Source organism: Bradyrhizobium sp. CCBAU 051011, from assembly GCF_009930815.1.
Taxonomy (GTDB): domain Bacteria; phylum Pseudomonadota; class Alphaproteobacteria; order Rhizobiales; family Xanthobacteraceae; genus Bradyrhizobium.
In genome coordinates this window covers 32,252-49,244 of the sequence record NZ_CP022222.1, presented here as the reverse complement: position 1 = coordinate 49,244, position 16,993 = coordinate 32,252, and the positions used below count along the sequence as shown (strand labels likewise).

The 16,993-nt window shown below is 57.1% G+C and carries 19 protein-coding genes and 3 pseudogenes; 9 read left to right on the top strand and 13 right to left on the bottom strand.

Features of this window, described 5'->3' with window-relative positions:
- Positions 1-88: 88 nt before the first annotated feature.
- Complete coding sequence (locus tag ACH79_RS00260; RefSeq protein WP_161849230.1) at positions 89-1,264, bottom strand: zinc-dependent alcohol dehydrogenase; 1,176 nt, start codon at positions 1,262-1,264, stop codon at positions 89-91.
- A gap of 431 nt (positions 1,265-1,695) precedes the next feature.
- Between ACH79_RS00260 and ACH79_RS00255 the strand changes: the two genes are divergently transcribed.
- From ACH79_RS00255 to ACH79_RS00245, 3 genes are all read left to right on the top strand, one after another.
- On the top strand, positions 1,696-2,373 hold the full coding sequence (locus tag ACH79_RS00255) for an HAD family hydrolase (RefSeq protein WP_161849229.1): 678 nt from the start codon (positions 1,696-1,698) through the stop codon (positions 2,371-2,373).
- 454 nt (positions 2,374-2,827) lie between these two features.
- On the top strand, positions 2,828-3,145 hold the full coding sequence (locus ACH79_RS00250) for a hypothetical protein (protein WP_161856147.1): 318 nt from the start codon (positions 2,828-2,830) through the stop codon (positions 3,143-3,145).
- 12 nt (positions 3,146-3,157) lie between these two features.
- Positions 3,158-3,778: a general stress protein gene (locus ACH79_RS00245; RefSeq protein ID WP_161849228.1), complete on the top strand. Its 621-nt coding sequence runs from the start codon at positions 3,158-3,160 to the stop codon at positions 3,776-3,778.
- A gap of 150 nt (positions 3,779-3,928) precedes the next feature.
- Here ACH79_RS00245 and ACH79_RS00240 read toward each other — a convergent pair whose 3' ends face one another.
- From ACH79_RS00240 to ACH79_RS42795, 3 genes are all read right to left on the bottom strand, one after another.
- On the bottom strand, positions 3,929-4,363 hold the full coding sequence (locus ACH79_RS00240) for a hypothetical protein (RefSeq protein WP_161849227.1): 435 nt from the start codon (positions 4,361-4,363) through the stop codon (positions 3,929-3,931).
- Positions 4,364-4,446: 83 nt separating this feature from the next.
- Positions 4,447-5,616, bottom strand: coding sequence for a sensor histidine kinase (locus ACH79_RS00235; protein ID WP_161849226.1), 1,170 nt, complete (start codon positions 5,614-5,616; stop codon positions 4,447-4,449).
- Positions 5,617-5,700: 84 nt separating this feature from the next.
- Positions 5,701-6,003: a hypothetical protein gene (locus ACH79_RS42795; protein WP_202639384.1), complete on the bottom strand. Its 303-nt coding sequence runs from the start codon at positions 6,001-6,003 to the stop codon at positions 5,701-5,703.
- 644 nt (positions 6,004-6,647) lie between these two features.
- Between ACH79_RS42795 and phaP the strand changes: the two genes are divergently transcribed.
- Positions 6,648-7,286: a phasin family protein gene (phaP, locus tag ACH79_RS00230; RefSeq protein ID WP_161849225.1), complete on the top strand. Its 639-nt coding sequence runs from the start codon at positions 6,648-6,650 to the stop codon at positions 7,284-7,286.
- 353 nt (positions 7,287-7,639) lie between these two features.
- Positions 7,640-7,831, top strand: coding sequence for a CsbD family protein (locus tag ACH79_RS00225; protein ID WP_161849224.1), 192 nt, complete (start codon positions 7,640-7,642; stop codon positions 7,829-7,831).
- Between the two features lie 78 nt (positions 7,832-7,909).
- Here the strand turns inward: ACH79_RS00225 and ACH79_RS00220 are convergent, their stop codons facing one another.
- Both ACH79_RS00220 and ACH79_RS00215 read right to left on the bottom strand, forming a co-directional pair.
- Entirely contained in the window at positions 7,910-8,989 is a 1,080-nt protein-coding gene (locus tag ACH79_RS00220; protein ID WP_161849223.1) for a sensor histidine kinase, read from the bottom strand.
- A gap of 58 nt (positions 8,990-9,047) precedes the next feature.
- On the bottom strand, positions 9,048-9,254 hold the full coding sequence (locus tag ACH79_RS00215; protein WP_161849222.1) for a hypothetical protein: 207 nt from the start codon (positions 9,252-9,254) through the stop codon (positions 9,048-9,050).
- 649 nt (positions 9,255-9,903) lie between these two features.
- On the opposite strand from ACH79_RS00215, the gene ACH79_RS00210 reads away from it, so the two are divergent.
- Together ACH79_RS00210 and ACH79_RS44950 are read left to right on the top strand one after the other, a co-directional pair.
- A complete protein-coding gene (locus tag ACH79_RS00210; RefSeq protein ID WP_161856146.1) occupies positions 9,904-10,590 on the top strand; it encodes a Crp/Fnr family transcriptional regulator in 687 nt (228 codons plus the stop codon).
- An 11-nt stretch (positions 10,591-10,601) separates the two neighbouring features.
- Positions 10,602-11,422, top strand: a pseudogene (locus ACH79_RS44950) (tripartite tricarboxylate transporter substrate-binding protein).
- A 235-nt stretch (positions 11,423-11,657) separates the two neighbouring features.
- On the opposite strand, the pseudogene ACH79_RS00195 reads toward ACH79_RS44950, so the two are convergent.
- Positions 11,658-12,135, bottom strand: a pseudogene (locus ACH79_RS00195) (DUF72 domain-containing protein).
- 277 nt (positions 12,136-12,412) lie between these two features.
- On the opposite strand from ACH79_RS00195, the gene ACH79_RS00190 reads away from it, so the two are divergent.
- Positions 12,413-13,318 carry an NAD(P)/FAD-dependent oxidoreductase gene (locus ACH79_RS00190; RefSeq protein WP_161849219.1) on the top strand — a complete coding sequence of 302 codons (906 nt, stop codon included), beginning with the start codon at positions 12,413-12,415 and terminating at the stop codon, positions 13,316-13,318.
- A gap of 389 nt (positions 13,319-13,707) precedes the next feature.
- On the opposite strand, the gene ACH79_RS43535 is transcribed toward ACH79_RS00190, so the two are convergent.
- Both ACH79_RS43535 and ACH79_RS00180 read right to left on the bottom strand, forming a co-directional pair.
- Positions 13,708-13,953, bottom strand: coding sequence for a DUF421 domain-containing protein (locus ACH79_RS43535; RefSeq protein ID WP_246738361.1), 246 nt, complete (start codon positions 13,951-13,953; stop codon positions 13,708-13,710).
- 321 nt (positions 13,954-14,274) lie between these two features.
- On the bottom strand, positions 14,275-14,757 hold the full coding sequence (locus ACH79_RS00180) for an NUDIX domain-containing protein (protein WP_202639151.1): 483 nt from the start codon (positions 14,755-14,757) through the stop codon (positions 14,275-14,277).
- A 457-nt stretch (positions 14,758-15,214) separates the two neighbouring features.
- Between ACH79_RS00180 and ACH79_RS00175 the strand changes: the two genes are divergently transcribed.
- Positions 15,215-15,460, top strand: coding sequence for a hypothetical protein (locus ACH79_RS00175; RefSeq protein ID WP_246738360.1), 246 nt, complete (start codon positions 15,215-15,217; stop codon positions 15,458-15,460).
- Positions 15,461-15,498: 38 nt separating this feature from the next.
- On the opposite strand, the gene ACH79_RS00170 is transcribed toward ACH79_RS00175, so the two are convergent.
- The 4 genes and pseudogenes from ACH79_RS00170 to ACH79_RS44700 all read right to left on the bottom strand — a co-directional run bounded on the left by ACH79_RS00170 (position 15,499) and on the right by ACH79_RS44700 (position 16,752).
- Complete coding sequence (locus tag ACH79_RS00170; protein ID WP_161849218.1) at positions 15,499-15,684, bottom strand: hypothetical protein; 186 nt, start codon at positions 15,682-15,684, stop codon at positions 15,499-15,501.
- Positions 15,684-16,205, bottom strand: a pseudogene (locus ACH79_RS00165) (DNA ligase); the annotation flags it as partial. The pseudogene ACH79_RS00165 and the gene ACH79_RS00170, both read right to left, overlap by 1 nt.
- Positions 16,206-16,390: 185 nt before the next feature.
- Positions 16,391-16,579 (bottom strand): hypothetical protein, encoded by a 189-nt coding sequence (locus ACH79_RS00160; protein WP_161849217.1) that lies wholly within the window; start codon positions 16,577-16,579, stop codon positions 16,391-16,393.
- 38 nt (positions 16,580-16,617) lie between these two features.
- Positions 16,618-16,752 carry a hypothetical protein gene (locus ACH79_RS44700; protein ID WP_256380298.1) on the bottom strand — a complete coding sequence of 45 codons (135 nt, stop codon included), beginning with the start codon at positions 16,750-16,752 and terminating at the stop codon, positions 16,618-16,620.
- Positions 16,753-16,993 lie beyond the last annotated feature (241 nt).

Sequence of the window (16,993 nt, the reverse complement as noted above, 5' to 3'; positions counted from 1 at the left end):
CGTGACCAAGGCCGAGAGCAATAGCGATCCAAAGACAGCCCAACGGTTGGAAAAAAAAGAAATACACTGTTACGGCCTCTGCCAAGCACTATCTACCCGGGCGCATGACAACCTTGATGACGCCGTCTTCCTTGTCGCGAAACTTCTTGTACATAGCCGGCGCGTCTTCGAGGCTCGCGGGATGTGTAACAACGAAGCTCGGGTCAATATCACCAGCTTGGATAAGTTTGAGGAGCGGCTGGGTGTAGGCCTGGACATGAGTTTGACCGGTCTTGATGGTGAGACCCTTGTTCATCGCGGCACCCAACGGAATTTCGTTGCCCATGCCAACGTAAACCCCGGGTATGGAAACCGTGCCGGCCTTGCGACAGCACATGATTGCCTCGCGGAGGACGTGAATGCGGTCCGTCGCCAAGAACGTCGCTGCCTTGACCCTATCGAGAACTGCGTCGGCCGCGCCGTGACCGGACGCTTCGCAACCAACCGCATCGATGCAGCTATCGGGACCACGCTTATTGGTTCGTCTCATGAGCTCGTCGTAGACGTCCGTCTTCGAGAAATCGATCGTGTCAGCGCCGCCGGCCTCCGCCATGGCCAATCGCTCGGGCACCTCGTCAATCGCGATGACTCGGCCGGCGCCCAGGATCAAGGCGGAGCGGATCGCGAACTGCCCTACAGGACCGCAGCCCCAGATCGCCACGGTATCGCCTGGCTCAATCTGTGCGTTGACCGCGGCCATATAGCCGGTCGGGAAGATATCTGACAGAAATAGCGCCTGCTCGTCGGTTATGTTTTCCGGCACCTTGATCGGGCCCACATCGGCCATCGGGACGCGGAGATATTCGGCCTGGCCGCCCGCGTATCCGCCTAGCATGTGGCTGAAGCCGAACAGCCCGGCAGGCGATTGTCCCATGGCTTTGGCTGCCACTTCGGCGTTCGGATTAGTGCGGTCGCAGCACGAAAACAGACCCTTCTGACAGAACCAGCATTGACCGCAGCTGATAGTGAATGGAACGACGACGCGATCACCGATCTTCAGGTTCGTGACTTCGGAGCCAAGTTCGATAACCTCGCCCATATTCTCATGCCCGAGAATATCCCCGCTCTCCATGGTGGGCTGATAGCCGTCAAACAGATGAAGGTCGGAACCACAGATCGCGCAGGCGGTGATCTTGATGACGGCATCGCGGGGGTGCTGGATTTTGGGATCGGGAACGGTGTCTACCCGAACGTCGCCTTTTCCGTGCCAGCACAGTGCGCGCATTAGGTTCTCCTTATGGATCGGCATGCACATTCACGGGTCCATGTCGTCTGAGCGCAACAGCAGCAGGATGGATACGTTCCAAAAATGCTCCTCGTATCCCTCAAGCTTTACACTGGGCTGTCCCGCATCTCGATCCAAGGCGTTGTTTGTTCAAATTTGGAACCGCTCGCGATGTCGCCCATTGAGAAGGTGAAAGGGCTCGCGATGCTATGGTCGATTGCAAGTGATGCTGCGGGAAATTAGTCGAGCCATAAAGGACGCGCGTCAGGGCGCGGCGCTGGCTTATTATTCCGTCTTCTCCATAGGCCCCATCATCGATCGCAATCGCGGTCGCCGGCGTTTTTTCGGTCGTGAGGCGGTGAGGGGCAAGTTGCTGCGTCAATCAAGGACATGCTGGGCGACTCCGGCCACTTTTCTGCGGCGGAGGCGGTATGCTGTTTAGCGGTTACATATTTGATGTCGAAAGCACGCTTGTGGACAGCGTGCCGCAGAACCTGCTGAGCCTTCAGGTGTGCTTGGGCGACTTCGGGGTTAGCGTTCCCTACGAGCTCCTGCAACTTTATTCCGGACTAGACGGCGATCAAACCCTTCAGCTCGTAGCCCCAGACCTGATCGCGCGCGAGCGGCAGGAGGTGCTGGAAGCCAAAAGGAAAATTTACCAAGCCAAATACCTGGGAAGCGTTAAGGCATTCGCGGGTGTGCGGGATGTGTTCGAGGCACTAAGGGAGGGCGGCGGCAGGATTGCGCTCGCCACGGACTGCAAGGGTCCTGAACTCAACCATTACCGTTCGCTACTGAATATCGATGATCTCATCGATGCCATGGCATGCGGGGACGACGTTGAACATGGCAAGCCGGATCCACGATTAGTGGGGCTGGCGCTTGGAAAGCTCGGGATATCAGCCGGGCAAGTCGTCATGATCGGAGACACTCCGTACGACGCCGAAGCCGCGAGCGGAGCAGGCATTGCAGCCGCCGGGCTTCTTACAGGTGGGTTGCCAAACAAGCGCTCCTGGAGGCCCGCTGTTTCGCTGTTGCGGATGAGCTGCTTGAACTACCGGCGATCTTTACAGATCAACGAAGTCGCTCCGGCACGGGATGAGGTTTAGGCGGAACGACGCCAACGTTGAAGTGTTCCGAGATGGCCACGCCACGATTCACGATAAGATGCTTGAATTGTCGCTCGAATGATGGTCAGCCAATTCGAGAGGTGGACTTTTCGACCCCCATTCTATCTCGGCTCTTTCGGACCCTCATGCAACGTTCGGCCTAGACGCAAGGACGGCTTGGATACGTTCGGCTGGATTTTGAAGCGATCGAACGATGATCGCAATATCGGGTTCGGCCAAAATCACGATTGGAGTTCGCATGGTGCAGACGTTTCGGCCTGTGCGCATCCATTACGATCAGGAAGGCGCTCCACTGCCGCGCGAACGATATCCCGGCCGACGCACTCAAGCGGTGGGAGTTCCTAGCAAAGCGCGTAAGCGCCTAACTCACAGGATTTAGGAACTAAAGCGGTAGCGAGTGGTTACGCTCGCTCCTGAAACTCCGGAGAAAACTATGAAACGCTCATTTCTTTTCATTTGTATTGGATTATTGGCAGCTACCACGGCTTCCGCGCAAAATCCGCCTGCGCAGTCGGGACCGAACAACAGCGCGGTCAACAGCCCCGGGCACAACAACTCCAACTCTCCTGTCGCTGGTCGCAATAGCTTCACCGAAGGGCAAGCCAAGTCGAAGATCGAGGATGCGGGCTACGCCAACGTCACCGAACTGAAAAAGGACGACAATGGTGTCTGGCGCGGCAAAGCCAGCAAGGGCGGGGCAGCCACTGCGGTAAGCGTCGATTTTCAAGGCAACGTCAATCCCGCCAAATAAGGAAGGGTTAGCATGACCGTTACAATTTCTCGTCTTTACGACAACTACAATGACGCTCAGCAGGCTGTTCGGCGCCTCGAATCCGCAGGCGTGCCGCACTCGGACATCAGCATCGTCGCCAATAATTCAGACAGCTGGTTCAACACCGACAAGAAGGTGGATCGCGACCGCGATGGCGTCGACGATCGCGCCGAAGGTGCCGGGAAAGGCGCCGGCATCGGTGCGGGCGTAGGTGGCACGGCCGGCCTTCTTGCAGGGCTCGGATTGCTTGCGATCCCCGGCCTCGGCCCCGTTGTCGCAGCTGGTTGGCTGGCCGCGACCGCGGTTGGCGCGGCCGCAGGAGCAGCTACCGGCGGTATTGTCGGAGCACTCACGGAGGCTGGCGTTTCGGCAGAGGATGCTCACTCCTACGCCGAGGGCGTCCGTCGTGGAGGCACGCTGGTGTCGGCACGAGTGGCCGACGCGGACCGGTCGCGCCTCGATTCAATATTGAACGAGTCAGCCATCAACCTGCGCGACCGGAGTGCCGCCTGGCAAAAGGCTGGGTGGAAATCGTTCGATCCTGCCAGCAAACCCTACGGCGCTGAGGAGGTTCGGAAGGAACGAGCCCTGTACGGCGGTGGACTGCGTTAAATAATAAGACATCCAGACGGCCCGCTTCGGCGGGCCGCTTTTTCTAAAAAAGCCGATACAGACGTTCTTTCGAGACTGAACCCTCCCGCCATTGTTGCGCGGCAGCGCTTGCAATGATTGCCGACAGCGTTCTGAATTGACTGCCGTAAATCATTCTTTCTGTGCGTTGGTATAGGAGGTTGCCATCGTTAGCAGGTGGACAGCGGCAGTTCCTAACTCTTGCATGTCTGCGTCGGCTTCGTAGATCCCTGCGGCACGATGATATGCGACCGCTACCGTTGCACAGGCATCGGTCAAGAAGTCTCCGACTCGGCGGTTCTCACGTTCCAAAACCATCCGCATCGCAGCTTTCGAGGTAGCCTCGGCAATTTGCCTATCGTTCAAATCTGGTTGGGAAAAATCTAGATCGGGGGGACGGCACCTCTTGCTGATGTCTTCAACGGCGCGATAGAACTCAGGCTTTCGCGCTTCATCGGCTTCTAGGTAGCTTTTTAGGAATCGCCGCGCCTTTACTTCAAGCCGTTTGCGATCTTGTCTAACCTTCTTCCGGCGCTCGCGCCGCTCGGATTTGAACCAACCAAACATTCCTACCACCCTGCCTGATTCCTCAAGAGAACGGTTAACTGATGCTCGCTCGATTTAGGCGCGAATAATTCCGACTATGACCCTCAATTTATCAACGGAAACGTGAGCGTCGTTGTCGTCCCGGAATCTGAACTTTCCTGTTCAATGGTGCCGCCGATCTGTCTTGCAAGAGAAGCAATTAGTTTAAGTCCGGACCCGTGTTCGCTCGGCTGACGGATACCGCGTCCGTTGTCAGAAACGGTGAGGCGGGCCTCCCCATAACCGATGCCTCCGACCAATCTCACTTTTATCTTGCCCGCATCCGGGCCAAATGCATGTTTGATGCTGTTCATTGCTGCTTCATTCAAGATGAGACCAACCGGCAAGGCTCGATCAATGCTCAATTCAAGTTCATCCGACTCTACGTCAATCTCGACGCCGTCGATCTGCTGACGGATTGCGCTGCTAAGAGCGCGAATGTAATCTGACAGTCTGACTGTCTTGCCTTCGTGTCGCGATGCGAGCTGATCGTGTGCGAGTGAAATGGCGTTGATGCGACTTGCAACATGATCCAGCGCGCGATGAACCTCCAGACCTTGATACCGACGTTTCTGAATGGAAATAGAGGACAAAACGAGCTGGAAGTTATTCTTGACACGGTGTTGCAATTCGCGAAGCAGAATCTCTTGTTTCTGAGCCTCGGTAGCCGCAGCCATCAAGCGTGCTTCTTTATCCGGCTGCGCATGGTGGCGCAGCACGGAGCCTATGAGGCCCGCAGCGGACGATAGGAAATCACTCGTATCCTCACTGAAGTCTCTAGGCGAAGTACTATCCACCTCCAACACGCCCCATGCCGCACCTCCGATCAGCACAGGCACATTGGCCACTGAGATGATGCCATGCTCCTTCAAAAAATCTGACGGGACGTACTCATCTTGCTCTCTGAAATCCTTGATGCTGACCGGCTCTGCCGTTTGAAATGCGCGCCCAGGCGGTGAACGCAGGTCTGCGGACAACGTAGCTGTGCGAACGACACCTTCCTTCCATCCGACACCTGCGACGAGGAGCAGATCCGACGTCTCGGGACGATATCGAAGAATTTTTACATGGTGTATTTCGACTGCCCGAGCGATCTGGACGACGGCTTGGTCCAGGAAATGATTTAACTCCGCACTCGCACTCGCAATTCGTCCGATATCGGCCAAAATACGAACGTGACGCCGGAGCTTGTCCAGCACGTCGGCTTCTCTCGTTTCGTTGGAACGGTTCTCCATCAGCTTCTAAGTCCCACCCACCGGTTCCACCTCTTGTCGTTTCACGAGTGGCCTCAGCCTCCTCGCCGGTCTGCTTCAGGTCGGTTACTCGCTGCCTGAGTTTGCCCGGTCGCGCTCTTCTCTCACGTAAAGGTCCTTCGTTGCTTGTTCGGTAATCTGCTTCTCGGAGCGCGTCCGGCTCCTGTTTCGCGTGATGCCGTAGGCGATCACCAGCCCGAGCACGATGGCGCCGGCGAACAATAGGGCGACCGACACATGCGAGCCGGTTTCAACCGGAAGCCCCTGCGCGGCGAGCTTGTCCGGGAGGAAGGCCAAGATTAATAGAGCCAGAATCGTCGCCCAATGCCAGTTGCTTCCCCTAAACCATCCAATATGAACCAACTTCATGCCCGGCCTCCTGTTGCGGCAAGCGGTAACGCCAACAAGCGGATAGCTTAGGAACATCCGCCATAACGATATGTTGCTAGTCGAACTGCGGCAGAGGGACACACGCCCGTGGCGGCTACGGCTCATATGAACGATAACCGGAGCAGGTTGCCCGATTTGTTGACTTGCATTGACTGCAATCAAACGATGACGCTTGAGAAGATTGATCCTGATGACAAGGGGAATGATCTTATTCAGTATCGCTGCAAGATATGTCAGCGCACCGAACTGGTGCGGCTAGCCCGCGCCCGGTGGCCTAGCGCGACCTAGCGGCCCAGCCGCATGAGAAGACTTCAACTTGTCTCTCGCGCGCGGAGGTTATTTTACGAGCGACCACGCCAGCGCTTAGATATGATCTCCCTTCGTAGAGCCAGTTATTGATTTTGAGATTCGTTCTCCATCAATAGATCGGTCTTGCAGTTGTCCGCGGAAATATTGGAAAGCTTTCCCGGAATGACCTCCGCGCTTAACGGCCGGACGCCTCGCAATCCGTCGTCCTAACGACACCGGCGGAAAAGAATGGCGGGCTTAGGAACGGTCTCACCCAGATCGCGTTCTTGGCAAGGAGCTGCGGCAAGTCGTCAACCAATCAGTGGAGAACAAAGATGGCAAATCCCCGCCAGGAGGACAAGTCTACGCAAGGCATGGAAGACGCAGCCCGCCGCGCTGGCGAGAGTGCTGCTGAGCAGACCACCCGTATCGGACAAGCTGCAGCTGATCAGACGGCGCGTGTGGGGCAAGCTGCGGCTGAAGCCGGGGAGGAAGTGGCTCGAGCGAGTGCGAACCTGCTCAAGCAAAACGTCGAGACGTTGCAGAACGCATGGCGCTTCGGCCTGGAAGCCGCGACCTCGGCCATGGGACGGTCTACCGAGCAATTTGGTCGCACGCTCGGCGTGTCAGGAGAAGGGGTGCAACAGGCAACGAAGGCAACGGAACGGTCGGCGCGCAACGCGCAAACACTGCTTTACACTGGTACAGCTGCTGCCAGAGTAGTGGGTGGAATGTCTCAAGAGTACTTCCAGATGATTCGGCATCAAGTCGAGAAGAACATGGACCACATGAATGAGTTGTGGTCCTGCCGAACTCCTCAGGACTTTGCAGCCGTACAAAGTGACATGGTGCGAGAGACCGTGGAAACCGCCCTGGAGAGCAGCCGTCGGATAGCCGACATGTCGCTCAAAATGGCCGACGACGCCGGAAAGCAGATCAAACAAAGTATGGAAGAGATCCGGCGCACCGCTTAACCCGGGCGTGCAGTTTCGACTTCGAAAAAGAGCGGCTGCTGTCAGCCGCTCTTGCCGTCCTAGGGGTGAGGTTTGATCTAGCCAACGCATAGATTAATCCTGAGATTAAGCGTGCGCTCACGCACGGGATCTCCCCGCGATGGCCGGGAGCTCAATACGCTGCTTTAGGGTCAATCGCGTCACTTTGGCCGTCGGCCAACTACTTCCGGTCTCCCCCTGTAAACGGACCTTGTCAGCCCAGTCAGCATGTCTCAAAAGTGCCAAACTCAGAAGTCGTGTGTGCGCATGTTTTCGGAGGAACGGCGGCGTAACTCTTTCGTTGCCCCTATCTCAGACAGCAAAGGAACACGACCATGGATCGCGAACATGTGAAGGGCGCTGCCGACAAGGCAAAAGGCGCCATCAAAGAAGGTGCCGGTAAGCTCAGTAATGACAAGGACCTGGAAACCGAAGGCAAGATTGATAAGGCCAAGGGATCCGCGCACAACGCCGCGGGAGATGTGAAGGATGCAGTGCGGGACGCCGCTGACGCCCTCAAAAAATAGGCAAGAGTGATGACCAAGAACTAGCCGCCTCCGGGCGGCCTTTTCTTGCCTAAGCGATGGCTGAGCAGCCGTATCGGCCTATGCAAGCGGCAAGGAGATTTCGCAAATTAGCCCTCGGTCGCGCCAATCAAAATGCACCTCACCCTTGAGTTGGCCAATCATATTTTCCAAAATGCGTGTGCCGAACCCGCGATGCGTGGGCGGCGTGGCGGCCGGGCCACCCGATTCGATCCAGCGGAAGCTGAGCCTTCCGTCTGCTGTAAGGGACCATGAGAGGTCAACGTGACCACCCGCTGCCGATAGCGATCCGTATTTTGCCGCGTTGGTCGCGAGCTCGTGCAGGGAAATTGCAGTAGTCTGAGCTGTACTCGGCTCCAGCATTACGGCTGGCCCCTCAATTCGCACACGTGCCTCAATCTCCCCGCTGTAAGCCATAAGCTCCTGCGTGGCCAGGCGGTGAAGCTCGGGTCCCGCCCAACGGGATTCCACGAACAGCGTATGGACTTTTGCGAGGGCATTGATGCGCCCTTCGATCAGTTGCTTCAGACCATCAGACGTATCGGAATTGGACAGACGCACCGTCGCTAGCACAGTGGACAAGATGTTCTTTGTTCGATGCTCTGCCTCGCGCGCGAGATTGACGATCTGCGCCTCGCTGCGTTTGCGCTCAGTTATATCCTGGAAGCAGTTGACGGCACCGACAACGTTTCCACCGTTATCCTTGATTGCCTCGATGTCAACGAGCGCGACGCCGCGCAAGCCGTCAGGTCGCTGGATGTGAACTTCCTGTTCGCGCACGGAAATACCGGTACGCAGCACATCTGCCATGGGGCATTGGTGGTGCGGCAACAGACTCCCGTCGGGCCGGAACATTCGATACGATCCGCAAAACCGTTCATTAGGATCGCTGAGTTTAGGCGACCGGCCCCATAGTTCGGCAGCGCGGTGATTGTATCGCAGAACGAGACCGTCCCGGTCACAGACATAAACGGCAAATGGGAGTTGTTCGAATAGCCGCCCGGGCAATTCGAAGGCTTGTTCCTCGTCAGGCCAACCGAGGGCGACGCGGACTGCGTTGGCTATCGCATCCACCTCGGTGGAGGTTCTCTCGGGTTTGCGCTGGAAAGAGCGTAGCGCGTAGGAAAGTACATTGTTCATTGTGCTGCAACCTGCGCCGAATTCGGGAATTGGGTTATGTAATCCGCTCGATCCGCGTCTACCATTTCGATTTGACGGTTTGTGGTGTGAGTGCGCGCTTCATGGTGGCGTATACTCTTAATTGTGCTGCGCTGCGAAGCGCATCCTGTTTCGCCTCGCCGTCAGGCAATTGCTTCGCCTCACTCGCGGCCGCATCTGCCTGCTCTTCCAACTGGTCGGCCGTCAAAAATGTAACCTTCTTCCTGTTACGCTTGTTGGGTCTCATTTTGGCGACACCAATTCTTCCTCAAACCAATCGAGCGGTTCGGTTTGCGATGGGCCGGATACAACTTGCATTTGTTGGATGTGGCCGCATCGTGTGCAGCGCAGCGTCCAATGCTCGTAACCCGTTCGTGAAGGCGTGATCCGCTGCACCACGGTAACGCCGCAGCAACGGGCGGATCTGGAACTGGATAGGACCCGGGGTGGTGAGGGAGCTACTTCAGCGGACATTTTTAATCTTCCATGAGATTGCCAAAATCTAGTCCGGGGATTTAAGCTCGCCGCGAAGCCACCCGCTCGCGTCGCCGCTCATGGGGTCGCTGACCACCAGAGTTCGCTGGAAACGATCACACCTGGGGCACTCAAAGGTGCGGAGTTCGTAGCCCGCTGGTCCGGACGCAATGCCGGCCAAGTTCGTTCGAGCCTCACAGTGTTTACAGCGCGGGCGCTCTATGACGCTAAGCGGCGGGCCGGTTGGTAACGCATGAGAGCCGAGCATGCGGGCACCCTTTTGGATCAGGCGGGTGCGCAACACGCTGCCGGACACCGGCACTGACGGGGTCATTTTTTCACGTAGGAAACTGATCCGCTGGTCAATATTGACCACAACACCGCACTTTTAGTGTTTAGGCGTCACTGGTCCAAAGGAGGGCATTGTGAAGTCAGCAAAGCGACAGTTCGATCCCCAGGCCTTCCTCGCTAAAGTCGGGACCGGAAAAACGATAGAGAAGTACCGTAAGGGTCGGATCATCTACACCCAAGGCGAAGAGGCCGATAAGATTTTTTATATCCAATCGGGCAAGGTCAAGGTGACCGTTGTTTCCGAGCAAGGGAAAGAAGCAGTCGTCGGCATATTGGAACCTGCGCAGTTCTTTGGCGAGGGATGTCTGAATGGTCAGGCGGTCCGCGTTGGAACCGCGAGAGCAATGGAGGAATGCCTTATCACCTCGATAACGCGGAAGGCGATGGTAGCGGCGCTCCGTAGGGAGCCCAAGTTTGCAGAACTTTTCGTGACTTACCTGGTGACCCGGAGCAATCGCATTGAAGAAGATTTGATCGACCAGCTATTCAATTCGAGCGAGAAGCGGCTCGCGCGCCTTCTTCTTCTGCTGGCCAATTTCGGAAAAAATGGTAAGCCAACGCCAGTCGATGCTTCGATCAATCAAGCAACCTTGGCGGAGATGATCGGGACGACCCGATCCCGGGTGAGCTTCTTCCTAAACAAATTTCGCAAGCTGGGATTGATTAGCTACAACGGAAAGATCGAGGTGCACCGTTCCTTGTTGAACGCGGTCTTATTTGAAAAACCTCAGCTAGAACGAGACGAAAAGCCAACCTGACCGGGCGTCACTTGTATCGCCGGCGGCTTGCTCGAATATCGTCTAATGGTCAGTGGTTATCGGAGCGGCCCAGCCAGCAATTCGTCGTCGAGAACCGGCCGGGTGCCGGCGGCAACATTGGCACAGAGGCAGTCGTCCGTGCACCGGCCGACGGCTATACGCTCCTGCTGGCCTTAACACCGGGCGCAATCAACGCAACGCTCTACGACAGGCTTAACTTCAACTTCATCCGGGACATTGCGCCGGTCGCCGGGATCGTGCATGGCCCCCTACTCATGGTGATGCATCCTGCTCATCCCACCAGAACCGTTCCGGACTTCATCGCCTACGCCAAAGCCAATCCCGGCAAAATCAACATGGGTAGGGCGGCGTCGGGACGCCGGGCCATGTGGCCAGCGAGCTGTTCAAGATCATGACTGGCGTCAACCTCGTTCACGTACCCAATCGCGGCGAGGGACCTGCGCTCACCGACGCAATCAGCGGTCAAGTCCAACTCATGTTCGTTAGTGTGACCCCGTCGCTTGAATTTTATCAGGGCGGGAAGCTTCGTGCGCTGGCGGTGACCACCACCGCGCGGTCACCCACAATGCCCGACGTGCCGACCATTGCCGAAACGGTCCGCGGATACGAGGCGAACGGGCGGGCAGGGGTGGGGGCGCCGAGGGGCACACCGTCCGAGATCATCCAGAAGCTCAACGATCATATCAATGCCGGACTAGCACGTCCCGGCATAAAGGCGCGTACGCCGATCTGGGCATTACGCCTCTTGTTCTCTCGCCCTCTGACTTCGGAAAATTCGTCGTTGACGACACGCAAAGGTGGGCGAAAGTGATCCGCGCGGCCAACATCAAGCCGGAGTAATTTCGACCCGCCGATATTCCTTAACTGCCGATACGCGAACGCCGATCGCTCGATGACCGGTTAAGGGTCAAAGGGCGAAATTCCCGGATGACCAGCGCATGTCTGTTCTGGCCTCAAAACGGGAAATCTCTCGTTTTATGAGTGCACGCCATAGCTGCCAATGGTACGTGTTAATCGAGAATTAATCCTCTGCGTTCGATGTCGCTTTACCACGGGTCGACGCTCCGAAGAAAGCCGCTTAGCAGGCGCCGCATAGCAGTCGCGTTCTTTGGCGCATAGGCGTCGTTATCATTATTGAAGTAGATCCAGGCTCTCTTCGCCCCACTTGCATTAATCCTGTTCGTCCACTCCAGCTGCTCGTCCTTTGAATAGTCATGCTGATACCAGCGCCTGGGGCCGTGCAGCCGCACGTATACCGTCAGCCGTCCTGATAAGCTCATCAGGAAGCCGTGGCCCGCTGCAAGAGCAGAGGATAATGCCTGCCTCACGGAAGGCGCTGTAAACCTCCTCATTCCACCAGCTGGCGTGCCGGAACTCAACGGCGTTGCGGCGCGCAGGATCGAGCTGACTGACGATCGCATTCAGCCGCGCCTTGGTGTAACGGTAACTCGGCGGAAGCCGGCAGATCCGCGGGATAGAACAATCCCCGCCATTTCCAGTAGTGCCAGCCACAGCAACCGACATAGGCCGCCTTCAAACGAGGCGTTGACCGTGCGCCTTCGGAAACCAACTCCTTTCGGGCAAGGTGCATCTTCGCGGCGCGGCCTATATTGTCCTCGCGCTGCTTTTCGCGGCGTAGCCGCCTCCGTTCGCGCCACTCCTCTCGCGTTAGTTCTTTCCATCGAACCGCTGTGTTCGCGCGCGGCATGATTTTCTTCCCAAGTACTAACGCCTGAATGGTCACCAGGGGTTCCAAGCGTTGCGAGCAGTCTTATATGTCTGCGCAACGAAAGGGCTTCCAATGAAATTCGATGTTCTCATTGTCGGCGGCGGGCCTGCCGGATTAAGCGCCGCGCTTATTCTAGGGAGGTGCCACCGCAAAGCATTGCTCTGCGATGAGGGGCATCAGCGCAACCTGAGTTCCCACGCGATTCACGGCCTGCTCGGACGGGAAGGCCGGTCCCCCTCAGCATTCGTGGATGAGGCGCGGCAAGAACTCAGCCTTTACAAGTCCATTTCGGTGCGCGGGACACGAGTAACCGACATCATTCCGAGGGGCGATGAATTCGAGTTTGTGTGTTCGGACGGGACAACCGGCAGCACTTCAAAGGTCTTGCTTGCGACAGGTCTCGTTGACGAGCTTCCTGAATTAACGGGGATCAAGCCTCTGTACGGCGTTTCCGTCCACCATTGTCTATATTGCGACGGCTTCGAATACGCGGGGAAGCCCGTAGCTGCATTTGGCAAGGGTGATAAAGGGGCTGAGCTTGCCATCATGATGAAACACTGGATGGCGGATGTTGTGGCCTGCTGCGATGGAACTGAGGTCAGTGCGCAAGCGAATCGAAAACTCAAAGAGCACGATATTCCGCTGCGCTTGGAGCCCATTGAATCCCTCGAAGGTACGAACGGAGAGCTCACAAAGATCGTATTCAGGAGCGGGCCGGATCTGCCCCGGGCAGGTTTGTTTTTCTCGACGGGCTGCCATCAGGCGTCTGACCTTTCCAAACGCCTTGGTTGCAAGCGCGATGAAAAGGGGGGCGTCGTGACGGACCCCGACACGGAGGAAACCAGCGTCCCGGGCGTATATGTTGCGGGTGACGTGTCGCGCGACGTTCTTCTTGTCGCCGTAGCCATTGCGGAAGGCGCGCAGGCGGCCGTCGCCATCAACAAGGGTTTCTTGCGCCGCGACGGATTCTGCGAGTGATGGGCTCTGGGAAGATAGCTAGCTTTTCGCTTCCTTCTCGGCCCTTGGAAACCAGCGCCAAACGCCGAGGGCATTGATGAGAAGGAGAATAACATTCTGGACAACGCGCGACGCTTTGCTTTCAACCCAGCCGTCGGCCGTCCAGGCGATGGAGGCAAGATCACGAAGCGAGCGACATGCGCGCGCCAGAACCTCGGCAAATCATGGAACAACGGCCGTCCGCCATGGCAGGCGGCCTTTTTATTCGGGGAAGAGCATGGATGAACGGCGCTGCGAAGCTGTTGATGCAGATCGCTGCCCGTCAGGGGCGAATAGACGTACTTGTCGAATGCGCGGGCAGGGGGAATGAACCGCGCGAGCTCCGGGATCCGGCCCGGCACTGCAGAAAACTATACGCTTTGCCTTTTCAAAACGCTGAGCCGTCCGTCGCCTTCTAGCGTAGCCAGCTTGATGTCCTCGTAGTTGTCGACACTCTGTTCGCGCAGCTGCGATTTCAGTTCATCTTCGGTAATCATTTCCTTGCGCAGGTTCTGCGGAATCAACCTGCCGTCACGAATCAGCGTAAGGCTTGGCGGCTTCAGATACGGCTGTGTCGCTGGAAAGCGCCAGGCGATCCAGTCCAGAAGATACCCCACGCAACGATCGTCAGAACGAGCGCGAGACCCTCGGTTACCGAGCTGTACTCTTTTCCAAGCCCATTCTGAGCGGCATCGGCGATCAAAACGATGACCAGGAGGTCAGCAGGCCCGAAATGTCCCGCCTGGCGTCGCGCCATGAAGCGGAGGATGACGAAAAGCCCAAGATACCTGAGGCTGCCGCGAACAACGATCTCTGCAAGTCCTATTGCCGGCACAAACACGGAATTCCAGTCGACCGATAAAGCCATGGCCTACTCCTAACGTATCTGCTCCAGATGAAGGCCTAGCAACATTGATGATGCTTTGCGCGGCCGTAGGTCAACTGTCTGCGATAGCTGCCAGCAGACGGTCGAGGAAAACCGCTTGCCCCTTCAAAATTTTCGCGCGAGCCTCCTCAATTTCAAACCATGCGGCGCGATCGAGTTCGGGAAACATCTGACGCCGCCCGGATTGCGGCGGCCATTCCATCTCGAACATATTGCTCTTGAGATCGGCGGCGTCCCAGTCTTGTTCAACACCCCATACGTGAACGATCTTTCCTCCTGGCTGCTTCGACTGGCCCAGCGACACAGACTTGCCGCGCGGACGGTGACCAGTTTCTTCCGCAAACTCGCGCTTTGCTGCGGCGAGGGGAGTTTCACCCGCGGCGATCAAGCCTTTTGGAACCGACCACGATCCCAGGTCCTTCTTGCGCCAGAAGGGTCCTCCGGGATGACCGAGCAGGACTTCGATGCCACCGCCCCGTAAGCGGTAGAGAAGAAGCCCCGCGCTCAGTTTGCTGGATATGGTTGTTGCCACCATCACGCTAGGCTGCGCGGGCGGCAGTCTGCCGTCGCGAGAGGAATGGCATTGATTACGCGGTCCGGCGATACACCTCCTTTACGGTCCATCTCAACACCCCCAATGCATGTGGTCGAGCTCCTGATGGAATGGGTCTCGCGATTGATACTTGGTTGCTATCGCCGAAACCTTTCAAGAACAATGTTGTGCAACGTTTCGGCGGCAGCGCCGGTTCCGAACGACCCCATCAGCGTCGTCGCAGTTGATTCTGCATAGCGATGCTCTATTCCTTGGGAAGGCCGGAGCGCAGGTACTCTCAGTCACCGATAACAGCCCGATACAGTGCGGTGATGGACGGAGAATACTCGGGACGATGTCCGCGATGGTCAAAATTGACCACATGCGCATTAGTGAACACAGCAACCATTACCGCTCCTCACGGTTAGCACACGCAGCATTTCTGTGAGGAGACAGCGAGATGGTTTTTTACCCGTGGTATCCGGCCCTTATGTTGGCCGTGGAGTGCAGTAACGTGATCGGTATTCGCCTTCAGAGTATCGCCGCTGGCACAGTGAACGCCGCAGAAGAAACCAGCTTGATGGTCAGCGAAAAGGTCGATGCTGCTTTTGAAGCGGGTTCGATGCTTTTAGGTGGCAAAAAGACGGCCGACGTGATCGATTTCTACCGCAAACATGTCGCGGCGAACGTGGCCCGTCTGTCCTAGTGTTGGTGCAGCGATCCCCGGCCGTTGAGATCCTGGATTCACGGGCGATGTAGCGCAGTATGTCCGGTCTCTTGCACGATGCGCACGGCCTCATTGACCTTGGCGCGGTCGCGCCGCGCTTCCAGCGGCAGCGACGTGACCGCGTGATGAATGTCGGCCGGAATAGCCAGCCCGCTGTCGAGGGGTTTGTTTGCCCATTGCCAGAAGCGATCGAAATCGTCCATCACAGGTCCCCCCGCAGGCACTTGAAGAAGGGATGGCGAACCTTTCCCTCGGCTGACTTGGCGCGGTACTCGATCTCGGCGTTCAGCTCCGGCTCCACCCAGATGCCCTTGTGCGCGATCCGCTTCGTGTAGGGCTGGGTTCTGCGGATCAAGGGTGTCAGGCGCTTGCGCAGCTCGGCGGATGAGTTCTTGTCGAAGCCGTGGTCGACCTTGCCAGCGTAGATCAGGTCATCGCCCTTGCGGCGGCCGACAAGATGCCATCCCAATCGTAGCCATCGAAGGCAAAGCCCGCGATGGTCAGTGTCTCGCGCTGAGCACAGGTCTTTTTCACCCATTCGCGGCCGCGCCTGATGGGTAGCGGCTATCGCGGACCTTGGAGACGACGCCTTCCAGCCCGACTTTGCAGGCGTGGGCGAACATCTCCTTGCCGTCGACCTTGAAGCTTTCGCGGAATTGGTGGCCGTCTTCTCGATCAACTTTTTGAGATGCGCTTTGCGCTCGAAGAGCGGTAGCTGCGCCAGCGATGACCGTGGCGCGTCTCCAAGCGGCTTCATTATCGGGATTCTCGGCCCAAGTCGCCGGCGCTTGGGCGCACGGTATGCACGTTGAAATAGTACCTTGGCATGTCATGAAAATGCCGAACAGAATGCAAGGTTCCTAACGAGCTACGCCGGCTTCGATATCGTTTCGCACGGCGCTGAAGCCGCTATTGCTTGAGGCAGCGTTGTCTGCTCTCCACCGCTTTCTCGATGGCGAATTCGGCATCCAACACGGCGTCGGCCCGTGTAAGCGCGATGCCAGTCCGCGTTTTGGTGGCATCGAGAAAGACGACCCATTTCCAGCAACATGGATTTGTCGTCTGAATGATTTCAAACTGAATGGCTTTGTATTCCATGGCCGTTCCTCGAAGCGCCGGCACAGGAAGTTTCCGGATTACCCCGCAACGAATGTCGATTGCACGTCCAGCCCCTCAGCATCAACATTCGCAACCACCGCCGCCGTGACGACGGCAAATGTCACGATTGCAAAAGCAAGTCCGATGAGTTTCAGGCTGTCAGTATCGGCCATTAGTTAACCTCAAGACCGTTAATTAAACACATATCGAACCGACGCTGCGATACCCGCTGCAATGGACTTGCAATCGCCGCCAACGTCCGGTCGAACACTTCGAGGAGCAAGCCTGATCAACCGCAACCCTCAGCGGAAATCCCTCACCCATTTTGAGCTCCAAGAATGCCGCTCCTAAAGTCAATTCGGTCGCAACGAAAAAGTTGCCACGTTTTCCCGTGAACTTGATCCACCCGATTCG

What these genes read in the sequence shown, in the direction of transcription:
- ACH79_RS00260 (WP_161849230.1), bottom strand. Translation starts at nt 1,264, where the DNA reads ATGCGCGCACTGTGCTGGCACGGAAAAGGCGACGTTCGGGTAGACACC.
- ACH79_RS00255 (WP_161849229.1), top strand. Translation starts at nt 1,696, where the DNA reads ATGCTGTTTAGCGGTTACATATTTGATGTCGAAAGCACGCTTGTGGAC.
- ACH79_RS00250 (WP_161856147.1), top strand. Translation starts at nt 2,828, where the DNA reads ATGAAACGCTCATTTCTTTTCATTTGTATTGGATTATTGGCAGCTACC.
- ACH79_RS00245 (WP_161849228.1), top strand. Translation starts at nt 3,158, where the DNA reads ATGACCGTTACAATTTCTCGTCTTTACGACAACTACAATGACGCTCAG.
- ACH79_RS00240 (WP_161849227.1), bottom strand. Translation starts at nt 4,363, where the DNA reads ATGTTTGGTTGGTTCAAATCCGAGCGGCGCGAGCGCCGGAAGAAGGTT.
- ACH79_RS00235 (WP_161849226.1), bottom strand. Translation starts at nt 5,616, where the DNA reads ATGGAGAACCGTTCCAACGAAACGAGAGAAGCCGACGTGCTGGACAAG.
- ACH79_RS42795 (WP_202639384.1), bottom strand. Translation starts at nt 6,003, where the DNA reads ATGAAGTTGGTTCATATTGGATGGTTTAGGGGAAGCAACTGGCATTGG.
- phaP (WP_161849225.1), top strand. Translation starts at nt 6,648, where the DNA reads ATGGCAAATCCCCGCCAGGAGGACAAGTCTACGCAAGGCATGGAAGAC.
- ACH79_RS00225 (WP_161849224.1), top strand. Translation starts at nt 7,640, where the DNA reads ATGGATCGCGAACATGTGAAGGGCGCTGCCGACAAGGCAAAAGGCGCC.
- ACH79_RS00220 (WP_161849223.1), bottom strand. Translation starts at nt 8,989, where the DNA reads ATGAACAATGTACTTTCCTACGCGCTACGCTCTTTCCAGCGCAAACCC.
- ACH79_RS00215 (WP_161849222.1), bottom strand. Translation starts at nt 9,254, where the DNA reads ATGAGACCCAACAAGCGTAACAGGAAGAAGGTTACATTTTTGACGGCC.
- ACH79_RS00190 (WP_161849219.1), top strand. Translation starts at nt 12,413, where the DNA reads ATGAAATTCGATGTTCTCATTGTCGGCGGCGGGCCTGCCGGATTAAGC.
- ACH79_RS00180 (WP_202639151.1), bottom strand. Translation starts at nt 14,757, where the DNA reads ATGGTGGCAACAACCATATCCAGCAAACTGAGCGCGGGGCTTCTTCTC.
- ACH79_RS00175 (WP_246738360.1), top strand. Translation starts at nt 15,215, where the DNA reads ATGGTTTTTTACCCGTGGTATCCGGCCCTTATGTTGGCCGTGGAGTGC.
- ACH79_RS00170 (WP_161849218.1), bottom strand. Translation starts at nt 15,684, where the DNA reads ATGGACGATTTCGATCGCTTCTGGCAATGGGCAAACAAACCCCTCGAC.
- ACH79_RS00160 (WP_161849217.1), bottom strand. Translation starts at nt 16,579, where the DNA reads ATGGAATACAAAGCCATTCAGTTTGAAATCATTCAGACGACAAATCCA.
- ACH79_RS44700 (WP_256380298.1), bottom strand. Translation starts at nt 16,752, where the DNA reads ATGGCCGATACTGACAGCCTGAAACTCATCGGACTTGCTTTTGCAATC.